The 9,821-nt window shown below is 69.1% G+C and carries 8 protein-coding genes and 4 pseudogenes; 8 read left to right on the plus strand and 4 right to left on the minus strand.

The genetic code is table 11. The features are described from left to right. Positions 1-6: 6 nt before the first annotated feature. Entirely contained in the window at positions 7-618 is a 612-nt protein-coding gene (locus EAO73_RS13535; protein WP_224756278.1) for a TetR/AcrR family transcriptional regulator, read from the plus strand. A gap of 397 nt (positions 619-1,015) precedes the next feature. On the opposite strand, the pseudogene EAO73_RS13540 reads toward EAO73_RS13535, so the two are convergent. Then, positions 1,016-1,714, minus strand: a pseudogene (locus EAO73_RS13540) (SDR family NAD(P)-dependent oxidoreductase); the annotation flags it as partial. A gap of 42 nt (positions 1,715-1,756) precedes the next feature. Here EAO73_RS13540 and EAO73_RS36485 point away from each other — a divergent pair. Then, positions 1,757-1,912, plus strand: a complete 156-nt coding sequence (locus EAO73_RS36485) for a DUF6131 family protein (RefSeq protein ID WP_224756279.1) — start codon at positions 1,757-1,759, stop codon at positions 1,910-1,912. A 122-nt stretch (positions 1,913-2,034) separates the two neighbouring features. On the opposite strand, the pseudogene EAO73_RS37305 reads toward EAO73_RS36485, so the two are convergent. Further along, positions 2,035-2,145: pseudogene (locus EAO73_RS37305) on the minus strand (IS5/IS1182 family transposase); the annotation flags it as partial. Between the two features lie 113 nt (positions 2,146-2,258). Next, a pseudogene (locus EAO73_RS37310) lies at positions 2,259-2,425 on the minus strand (transposase); the annotation flags it as partial. A 229-nt stretch (positions 2,426-2,654) separates the two neighbouring features. Between EAO73_RS37310 and EAO73_RS13550 the strand changes: the two are divergent. Then, the gene (locus EAO73_RS13550) at positions 2,655-3,344 is read left to right on the plus strand and encodes a DUF6882 domain-containing protein (RefSeq protein WP_147971790.1); all 690 of its coding nucleotides are present in this window, start codon (positions 2,655-2,657) and stop codon (positions 3,342-3,344) included. Positions 3,345-3,603: 259 nt separating this feature from the next. Here EAO73_RS13550 and EAO73_RS13555 read toward each other — a convergent pair whose 3' ends face one another. Beyond that, a complete protein-coding gene (locus EAO73_RS13555) occupies positions 3,604-4,542 on the minus strand; it encodes an SDR family oxidoreductase (protein ID WP_147971791.1) in 939 nt (312 codons plus the stop codon). Between the two features lie 542 nt (positions 4,543-5,084). Here EAO73_RS13555 and EAO73_RS13560 point away from each other — a divergent pair. The 5 genes and pseudogenes from EAO73_RS13560 to EAO73_RS37100 form a co-directional block, all read left to right on the plus strand. Next, positions 5,085-5,852: an SDR family NAD(P)-dependent oxidoreductase gene (locus EAO73_RS13560; protein WP_147971792.1), complete on the plus strand. Its 768-nt coding sequence runs from the start codon at positions 5,085-5,087 to the stop codon at positions 5,850-5,852. A gap of 25 nt (positions 5,853-5,877) precedes the next feature. Beyond that, entirely contained in the window at positions 5,878-6,249 is a 372-nt protein-coding gene (locus EAO73_RS13565) for a MerR family transcriptional regulator (RefSeq protein ID WP_147971793.1), read from the plus strand. 1,554 nt (positions 6,250-7,803) lie between these two features. After that, positions 7,804-8,520 (plus strand): DUF2993 domain-containing protein, encoded by a 717-nt coding sequence (locus EAO73_RS13575; RefSeq protein ID WP_147971794.1) that lies wholly within the window; start codon positions 7,804-7,806, stop codon positions 8,518-8,520. A 479-nt stretch (positions 8,521-8,999) separates the two neighbouring features. After that, positions 9,000-9,497: a nuclear transport factor 2 family protein gene (locus EAO73_RS13580; RefSeq protein WP_224756280.1), complete on the plus strand. Its 498-nt coding sequence runs from the start codon at positions 9,000-9,002 to the stop codon at positions 9,495-9,497. A 52-nt stretch (positions 9,498-9,549) separates the two neighbouring features. Continuing rightward, positions 9,550-9,821, plus strand: a pseudogene (locus tag EAO73_RS37100) (hypothetical protein); the annotation flags it as partial.

Here is a 9,821-nt window from a genome sequence, read left to right on the forward strand (position 1 = left end):
TGCGACATGGCGCAGACGGAACCGGACAAGAACATGAACGCGGGCACGGGCGGCGTGCGGCCCCATACAGGGCGCCGGCGCAACGAAGCGGCGCGACGGGCCATCCTCGACGCCGCGCTGCGGCTGCTCGGCGAAGGCGACGGCGATCCTGTCACCGTCGAGACCATCGCGCGCGCGGCCGGGGTCGGCAAGCAGACGCTCTACCGCTGGTGGCCTTCCAAGGGTGCCGTGCTCCTGGAGGCTCTGGCGGAACGCGCCGAGCAGACCGTGTCCGCGCCTGACCGTGGGGATCTGCGGAGCGACCTCCAGGTGGTCGTCGCCGCCACCTTCGCCGAGGCTCAGCAGCCCCCCGTGGGCCCGGCGCTGCGGACGTTGGCGCGGGAGGCGGCGCGCGACCCCCAGCTGGCCGCGCTCATGCGGGAGTTCACCGAACGCCGCCGCGCGGCCCTGCGAGAAGTGCTGGAGCGGGGGCGGGAGCGCGGCCAGCTGGAACCCGGGCGGGACCTTGACCTGATGGTCGACCAGATCTACGGCGTCTTCTGGTACCGCTTCCTGCTCGGCCATGCACCTCTCGACGACGCCACCGCCACGGTCCTCGCGGACTCGCTACTGCGGTGACAGCGGCTCGCGGTGGTTCAGGTACGCCAGCACCGCCAGTGGCCCGAGGCTCTGCGAGACCTCGCCTCCGCGCGACGGAGCCTCGGCGTGAACGGCTGGCACCGCCGACAACCTGACCGGGCGGTGCTGCGTGCCTATCCCTTTGGCCGAGGAGGACCGGTGCTCGTTCGGGGGTCTCCCGACTCGTCCGGCCATGGGAACGGCGTCGGCCCGCGACTGCGGGCCGGGCTGCCCGAGGTGGCCCGCGTTCGGCCAAGCTCACCGCGGCTTCGCCATACAAAGGGGCGCCTGCCGCTGTGCTGAACCAGCCGAACTCGGCATCGACGTTTCCGCCGAACTCGGCCTGCCGGTGCGATCCGGTCCGCATGAGACCTGGGAGGACGGCGGTGACACTGACGCCCGATGCTGCCGTCTCGGCGTGCAGCCCCTCGGCGAGGGCCGCGACCGCAGCCTTGGCGCACGAGTAGGGCAGCAGGTGCGGAACGCCGAGCAGGCCGCCGACCGACCCGATGAGGCCGAGGCGGCCCCGGGTCTTTTTCAGGTACGGCAGCGCTTCCAAAGAGGTGTGCAGAGCGCCGTAGAACATGGTGTCCATGGCGTCACGGAACTCCGCTGCGCCTACGGCCTCGACCGGAGCGACCTGGATGACGCCGGCGTTGGCAATGACAAGGTCGAGGCCGTCACGCTCATGGACCTCACGCACCAGGACACCCACAGCGGCGCGGTCGCGCACATCGCACACGACCGTACGCACACTCGCCCCAGTGTCCTCCCGCAGCTGCGCAGCCGCCCGCTCCAGTTCCTCAGCATCGCGGGCGGCGATGGTCACAATGCACCCGCGCTCCGCCAGCTGCCGGGCCACAAACAGCCCCAGGCCCCGGGAGCCGCCGGTGACCAAGGCTCCAGGGCCCCTGGTGCGATGCAGGCGGGTGGTGCGATTGGTCATCTCATCGCCTTTCTGACGGGTGTCCTCGACGCGTTCCGGCAGTGCCGTGAAACGGGACGCGCTCCGAGTGCCCACGCCTCGCCGCATGTAACGCCCCGCGGCGCTACTCCGCGAGGCTGGGCAGAGCACCCCGGTTGTAGGTCGGCCCATACCGGCGTGACACTGATGACGTGGGCTGATCGGAGGCGTGCCATGATCATCCTCGGCCTTATTCTTCTCATCATCGGTCTGATCGCCGGTATCGGCGCCCTATGGACCATAGGAATCATCCTGTTGGCCATTGGCGCGGTGTTCTGGGCCCTCGGAGCTCTCGGACACTCCGTGGGAGGGCGACGCCACTACTGGTGACTGCCCTCGGCAAAAGCTCCGACAGGGCCTTGAGGCTCGGTCGTCGCTGCATGAACCTGGATGCGGGTGAAAGCGCCGGACCGGCGAGGAGCCTGGCGGCAGAAGATTGGAACCGCTGCATTCCTGCGCCGGCCGAGCCGCCCGCTGGACTCGATGCCCTTGCGTGCGATACGGGCCCCGATGTGCTTGCTTCACAGCCATCGCTGCAGGCGGGGGACGTCGTATGCCTTGCCTGCGCGCGGGCACGGGGCTTGGACTCCGTCGCGTGGGATTCGTGCCCCATGTGGACATGAGACAGCAACGGCTTCAGGGCCTGGTGTCGTGGGCGCAGGGTCGACTCCGAGGCCCCGAAGCACGGAGGTAAGGCCCGCCAGGCGCACCCGCTGACCAGAACGTGGATGACCGCCGCGAATGCCGCCTCGTCATCAATGTTCGCGACCGCGCCCCTTGCGGGCGGACCTGGGCCGGCGGTAGCACCGGCCCTGCTATCTCCCGCAGCCTGTCCGGAACAATCCATCCCCACCGCCCCCCATACCCAGCAGAAAGGCCAACTGGCCTTGCAGGAAACGGCCGTAGCCCCTGCAACAGCCCAGCGGGACTCTCCAGGGGCATGGGCAGCTACACCCAGTCGTGAGGCTTCATCGAAGCCGCCTACGTCAGACCGGTGCATCGCAGCGCCCTTTGACCACTACATCCGACCCTGAGTACCCCTCGTCAGGTCTTGCTTCCTACGCTCGTGATCATGACAAACGAATTCAGCGATCAGTTCTTGCTTGAGGCGGAACGCCATTCCGTCTGGGGCGTGGCCCAGCTCGAGGCGCTCATGGATTTCCTGCCCAGAGCGCCGTGGAGCGCGGATCTGTCGACGTGTTCGTACCAGCAGGGGGAGGTGCAGCTACGGGTCAGTCTCCTCGGGACGTTCGACATGGAGCAGGGCTCCTGGCTGTGGGGCTGGGCAAATCCAGGATTCGCCGGGAGCGAGGTCGTGTCGTTGTCCGCTGCCGTGGCACGGTACGGGCAGGCTCACCGGATTCCCGAGTTCACTGCTTCGGAGGTCGATCTGTCCGGGTTCGACGATCCTCGGCGGGCAGCTGAGATGCTGGCCTTCGCAGGTATGGGAGTGGCCAACGCTCCTGGGTACATCGGGCAGCCCGCCGGGCCCGGCACCCAGGTGTACTTTCTGCCGGACGACGCGAAAGTGCCGAGTGCCCGGCTCGATCCGGTCGCTCTGCCTCGCGTGCTGATGACTGATGTTGCACTCATCGGGCATTCACCGAAACAGGCCGTCATGAGCTACTTCGAGCACCACGAGGTGCCGCAGCGTGTGGAAAGCGACCGCCTGCTCGCTGATCTGCCGAATGGAAACGCCGTCGTTGTCTCCTTCGACTCGATGGACCGGATCGGCAACATCCAGGTCATGGCCACCAGCTGACTCCAACCGTCCGCAAACCCTCCGCAAGTTCCTGGGTGTGGACGCGTTGACCAGGGGGCGACGAGGTTGTTTTTGCCGAACTTGCGATCCCCGGGAGTTGCGTAGGGCAAAGCAGTTCCCGAGAACTGTGTGAGGGCCTGCTGCAGGCCCCGGTCAACTTCTGACCTGGAGTGGCCGAGAAGGGAGGCCTGACTGAGGCAGCGGCGACCAGTCGAGTCTGCCGGCTATGGCGCCAAGGACCCGGTGGAGGCCGCTCGCCCTACTGGTCAGGCGGAGGGAAGGCGCGAAGGGCCCGGAAGGAGTCCCAGTCGGCATGTCCTCCGCTGCCCAGGACCTCGGCGGGAGAGGACAGCGCGCCGCTGAGGTGGCCCTTCATCTCGCGACGGGCGATACGGGAGACGAGCGCGGGGAACAGGGGGCGCAGCGGCTGGCACCAGCGGAGCCATGGAGGGGCGTAGATGTGCGGGGCCCGCAGGGCGATGCCCTGGGTGAGCCACGACGCGACTTGGTCGGGGGTGTGCACACGGCGGGCGAGGCCGGGCTGGTTGCGTCGTAGGGCTTCGAGTACCGGATTTTCGTCGATTCCGGTGAGCATGTCGGTGCCGGTCCAGTGCAGATAGGCGATGGCGATCTGTACCCCGTCCGCCTTGACCTCACCGCGGAGTGCGAGTGCGAAGGATTCGGCTCCGGCCTTGGATGCGCAGTAGGCGCTCATCATGGGGGCGGCGCCGAACGCGGCTGTGGAGGCGATCTGGAGGAAGTATCCGCGGGTCTGGGTGAGCTGGGGCAGGAAGGCCCTGGCGGTGTTCGCGGATCCTGTGAGGTTGACGTCGATGACCCGTTGCCATAGTGCTGGGGCTGTACGGTCGAACCGTCCGCTCACGCCGATGCCGGCGTTGGCCACGACCACACTGGCGGGGCCGAGTGCGGCTTCGACTCGGCCTGCGGCGTCGGCAAGCGCCGCACGGTCGGTGATATCGGCCTCGATGCAGATGCTCGGGCCGGGCAGATGGGTGGCCGTCGCGAGCAGAGTCTCTCTCTCCCGCCCGATCAGGGCCACGCGCATTCCGGCATGGGAGAGACTCCGCGAAAGAGCTTCACCGACGCCGCGAGCGGCGCCGGTGACAACGGCGACCCGACCTCGTAGGAGACCAGCGGGCGAGCGACGGGATCGCCGTCCTCGCTGGGAGTCACCCATCGTCTCTCCTTGCTCCCGCGCACGGCACCACTGGATGCTTCACTCTCCCGACCACCGTCAGCCCTCAGGCAGGTCCCCGCAACCTCGGTCACCGGCACAGGCTGGAAGAACGCCTCCGGCAGGGCGCCGCGTGATCTGCCCGGCTCGTCGCGCTCGGTGTGCCGCGCGCTCACCGACTGCCCGGCCGAGCGCGCCGAAGGCTTCCAGCGGTGGGCCCGGGCGGCGCTGCCGAGGTGGGGCAGGTCCTGTTTGCCGGAACCTCTCAGGTCGCCGGCGCGGGGGGAGCCGCCCGCGACCTGGTCGCGGGTATGGGAGTGGTCCCCGGTTCTGCCCGAGACGCTGCTGCCCGGGTCCGGCCCGCCGCTCGCTGCGCTCGTCCGGTGCCTCTTGAGCGCACCGTCACCCTGAGGGGGGGACGAGCCGCTGGAGCCAGCCACCGCGGTGAACACCGCACGCCGCCCCGGAGCCGAGCAACTGCGCGCCCTTCTCGCTCCATCCCGTCGGGCGCTGCTTGACGTTGCCACTGGCGGCAGGGTTGCACGATGACCGGCATGAGCAGCACCGCATCGCAGAGCAGCAGGATCGTCGCCATCACCGGAGCCGGCACCGGGATCGGTCGGGCCACCGCCCGTGCCTTCGCCGTCGAGGGCGCCCACGTGGTCGCGATCGGGCGACGGCCCGAGCCCCTCGAGGAAACCGCGACCGGGCACGAGCGGATCACGCCGTTGGCCGCCGACGTCACCGCCGAGGGCGAGCCGGACCGAATCATTCGGACCATGCTGGAGACTTACGGCCGACTGGACGTACTGGTCAACAACGCGGGCATCGTGCGCAGCGGCGCCCTCGGCACGCTGACGCCGGAGATGATCACAGCTCAGCTTGCCACCAATCTCGTCGCCCCCATCCTTCTGTCCCAGGTCGCGCTGCCACTCCTGGAGACGTCGGGCGGGGTGATCGTCAATGTCAGTACGTCTGTGGGGCAGCGGGCCTGGCCCGGCAGCTCGGTTTATGCGGCCACCAAAACCGCTCTGGAGCTGCTGACCCGCAGTTGGGCGGTCGAACTGGCTCCTCGCGGGGTTCGGGTGGTGGCGGTTGCCCCCGGCGCGATCGACACACCTATCGGCGAGCACCAGGGCCTGACGCCGGAGCGGATGGCAGCGGTGCGGGAATGGCAGTTGGCGCACACCCCACTGGGCCGGATCGGACGAGCCGAGGAGGTAGCCTGGGCAATCACTCAGCTTGCCGCTCCGGCCGCGTCGTTCGTCACCGGAGTGGTACTCCCGGTCGACGGCGGAGCGGTCGTGGCGTGATAGGAGTGACCCGGGGGTGGCTGGGGTGCGGATTGGTGAGCTGGCCGGGGCGACAGGGACAACCGCCCGGGCGCTGCGGCACTACGAGCAGGCTGGACTGATCTCCTCGGAGCGGGCCCCCAACGGCTACCGCGTCTACGACGAGCGGGCAGTGGTGCGGGTCCGCAACATCCGCTATCTGCTGGCCGCCGGGCTCACCCTTGACGACGTGCGGGTGTTCCTGCCGTGCCTGGACGGCGACGTGGCATCCGCACCGCCTTCGGAGAGAGGCCTGCGGGTAGCGGCGGAACGGCTGGCGGTCCTCGAACAACGGATCGCTGCCCAGACCGAAGCCCGCGACCGGCTGGAGACCGCGTTGCGACAGGCAACCGGTGTCCACATCCGCCCAAAGGCCTGAACGCCTGCTTCGCCGCAACAACCGAAGGAACCAGGAGAGGCGGATCGGCCGAGCACGAGGTCGCTACGCGGCCTAAGGGTCCAAGGACAGGGGCTCGCCCTCGCCGAACGGCACTTCACAGACCACCGATACGACGCAGCGGCACTCAGGCGCCGTATCGACGTAGCGCACCATGTACTCCACCGACCCGTCTCACGCGCGAGAACACCGCCCCCGAGCCACCCCCTCGTGGTACGCGGCGAGCCGGGCCGGCTTACGGGCCAGCAGCCACGCCGCGCGGTCGGGCCCGTCGGTCACGGCGAGCCCGAGACCGACGGGAAAGGGACTGACTGCGTACACGACGAGGTCCCCTCTTGCGACAGCGGCGAAGTGCAGCCGACGGCCTGCGGGGCAGCGCGCGCTGCGGCCATGGAGCCGACCGCAGTACGGAGCTGAAACCGGCGCGTGGAGGGAGTACTGGCTGGCGACGGCGGAGCGGGACGGGCATCCCGTCCGGGTCGGCGCCGTCACCACCCGTCCTGACGAGTGGCTCGGAGCGGTGGCTGGTGGCTGCGTGGCGCTGGCCCCGGCATCGGCGGCCCGTTTCTACTCCCATCCGGACGTGGTGTTCCGTCCAGTCCACGGGGTCTCGCCGAGCTGGGTGGGGCTGGCCCGGCCTCGGGGGCGGACTCAGGAAGCGGCGCTGGATGAGCTGCTGGGAGCCATCACGCGGCGGATGGGCCGAAGTTCGGCGGGACCGGCATCCCGCCGAGTCGCTGCCCGACCGGATCGGCACCACCTACGGAGGCCGGCGCGTTGAACAGCTCGCCCACCACAAAGGACACTCACGGCGACCGGCTTGGCCGAGTTCCGCCCGTGCAGCATGTGACTATCCCGACGCCCACTCCAGTCCGAGGCCGGCGAGGGTGGTGAGTTGCTCATCGTTCAGCTTCTCGTGGTTGCGGGGGCAGGACGTTGGTGACGGCGGCGAAGGGGCTGCGCAGCACGCAGCCCACCCGAGACCGGTCTTTCGCTCTCGCGCGTGGCCCGCCCCAGCAGGGGCGGGCCACTTTGGTTTCATGCCCGCCCTTGGGGCGTCCGCCATTAGGTAGGGCGCATTGTGACAAGTGGCAGCAGTCCAGGCACGGCTCGCCCGATCATGGAGGTCTCTACGCTTCATGGCACCGGGATCTGGGCCTGCCGTCCCCTCATGCATTCTCGACTCTTCTTGCCACTTGTCCCTCGCATCGAGGAGCCCGTTCGGAGGGCGGATCTCGGCTTCCGGCAGGTGCGTAGAACTCGTAACACGATCTTGTTCAAGTGTTCTGGTCGGGTGGGGCTGAGGCCGCGCCGGGAGAGCACGCGCGGGGAAGGGCGGTAATCGAAGTTGACTTTGCCTCTGGAAGATCGCTTGGCTGGGCGGTGTCAGGGAGCAGGATTGGGCGAGGATTCTGCTTGAAACCGCCGGTGGAGGGCACGCGACCCGGCCGCGCGGATACCATGCCCCGTCGCCGTGTGTCTGTTCGGCGGCGTGGCCGCTGCCAGGGGGGCGCGGCAGTGGGAGGGGGCGGGAGAATGAGACGGCGTTGGGTCAAGGCGCTCGCGATCGTAGTGGTCGTGCTGGCTGCGCTGTTCACGGTGGCGGACCGGGTCGCGGTGCACTTCGCGGAGGGGGAGGCGGTTCAGCTCGCGCAGCAGAAGTACGGATACGGCTCAGGGTCGACGAACGGTTACACCCATGTGTCGATCCACGGCTTCCCGTTCCTGACCCAGGCGACGGGCCGCGAGCTCGACCATGTCACGATCAGCGCGGGCAACTTCTCGCTCAACACGACGTCGAACGCGCAGGGCGACTACCTCGACGTGCGGAAGCTCGCCCTCGACCTGCACGACGTGACGGTCACCTCGCTGTCTTCCCGCACGGCGCAGGCAAACCTGGTCACCGGCGACGTGTCCTTCTCCTACGAGGCGCTGTCCGGTGTGATCACGCGGCTGATGGGCAAGGGCGGGGCGCTCACCGTCGGTCCGGCGGCCGGGTCGCACGGGCAGGAAGCGCGGATCCAGGTCAGCGGCACCTGGGACGGCCGTAAGGTCGACACCGGCGGAAGTCTGCTGGCGCAGGGCGACGAGATCAGCGTCGCGGTGCCGGGCATCGGTGGACACTCCTACGTGTGGCGCGTGTCCCTGCCGCAGAACGCCGGCTTCACCGCTGCCCGCTCCACACCGTCGGGGGTGGACTTCGAGATCATCGGCCACCAGGTCGTGCTCGGTTCCTCGACGTACACGAGGTGATGGGCCGCACGCTGATGACGTGGGCCGACCAGCGGCCGGGCATCGACCTGGCCGCGACGTCACAGACCCCTTATCACCTGAGGTGCGGCGCCCGTTCAGCAAGAAGCACGGCGTAGGCTCCGACCGTCAGTAGTCCGCCCGCCAGGATGGTCGCGGTCTTCTCGCAGCGGGCGGGGGTGCCGCCCGCTGCGGGTGGTCGCTGCGCCGCCGGCGACCCAGCCGGCCCGATGGCGGCACTCCGCGCAGGCGCCGACGAAATCCGCCAGGCGCCGCCGGGAACGGGCGTGTCAGTCGTAGGGCGGTGCTCTTTCCTGCCGTGGGCACGGCCGTGATGTGCGCCTGCCGATGCCTACGGTGGGCGCCCGGTTAGCTGCAGCGGCGGCCGGCAGGATCTTTTGAGCCGGTCGTGACGATGACGCTCAGGATGCGATGTCCGATTCTCGCCAGCGCCCTTCCCGCTGGATCGCCACCATGGGTTGATGACCCCAGAAAGCACGATGAATTCGGGCCCGATCGCCGTATCGGCGACCGGGCCGCGCACAGGCGTGCGCGCACGAGGCGAAGTCTTGGCCGTACTGCAGGAGTTCTACGCGGCCGAAGCGGCCTACATTGCCGCCGGAGGCATGGGAAAGGCCGGCTTCGACGGACTCGCCAGGTGGCTCGATCCTGAGGTGGTGATGCACCAGGCACCTGGCTTGCCCTACGGGGGCACTTGGCGCGGGCCACGCGGCATCGAGGACTTCATGGCCGCGATGAGCGAGGCGTGGCAGTCGTTGGAATTCTTGGAGCAGCGATTCGTGGTCGATGGAGATGCCGTCGTTGTACTGAACCGGGGCCGCCTGCAGGCCCGCGCCACCGGTCGGATCCTGGACACCTCGGTCATGCAGCTGATCACTGTCAAAGACGGACTCATTACCGAGATACGCCCGTTCTACTGGGACACCCTCGCGGTAGCCGAAGCCTTGCACCCACGGTAAACGCTCCGTCGTCGCCATTCCGGCGCACGCGACCGGCGAGGCCGCCGACGCCGTGGCACCCGCCGCCGCGAGCTACGAGTGGGTGCCCCCGGGCGACTCCTGCACCGCCGGGGTCATCCCGGCCGTCGGCGACGTCTTCGAATACCCCCGGGACGGCTGCGAGCGCACCGACTGGTCCTATCCCAGGTCTTTCACCAGGACTTCGGCTCGCTGGGGCGGTGACGCCGGCGGCCAGTACCCGCCGGGCCGGGCCGTCGACCACGCGACGCACGAGGCCGGCCCTCTGCCCGGCGCCGGGGGACCGGGGATACCGGTGTCAGGGGG

It is taken from the genome of Streptomyces sp. col6 (assembly GCF_008042035.1).
Classification (GTDB): Bacteria; Actinomycetota; Actinomycetes; order Streptomycetales; family Streptomycetaceae; genus Streptomyces.

Bases quoted from the DNA above. Each gene is read 5' to 3' on its own strand.
- EAO73_RS13535 (WP_224756278.1), top strand. From the start codon at position 7: ATGGCGCAGACGGAACCGGACAAGAACATGAACGCGGGCACGGGCGGC.
- EAO73_RS36485 (WP_224756279.1), top strand. From the start codon at position 1,757: ATGATCATCCTCGGCCTTATTCTTCTCATCATCGGTCTGATCGCCGGT.
- EAO73_RS13550 (WP_147971790.1), top strand. From the start codon at position 2,655: ATGACAAACGAATTCAGCGATCAGTTCTTGCTTGAGGCGGAACGCCAT.
- EAO73_RS13555 (WP_147971791.1), bottom strand. From the start codon at position 4,542: ATGGGTGACTCCCAGCGAGGACGGCGATCCCGTCGCTCGCCCGCTGGT.
- EAO73_RS13560 (WP_147971792.1), top strand. From the start codon at position 5,085: ATGACCGGCATGAGCAGCACCGCATCGCAGAGCAGCAGGATCGTCGCC.
- EAO73_RS13575 (WP_147971794.1), top strand. From the start codon at position 7,804: ATGAGACGGCGTTGGGTCAAGGCGCTCGCGATCGTAGTGGTCGTGCTG.
- EAO73_RS13580 (WP_224756280.1), top strand. From the start codon at position 9,000: ATGACCCCAGAAAGCACGATGAATTCGGGCCCGATCGCCGTATCGGCG.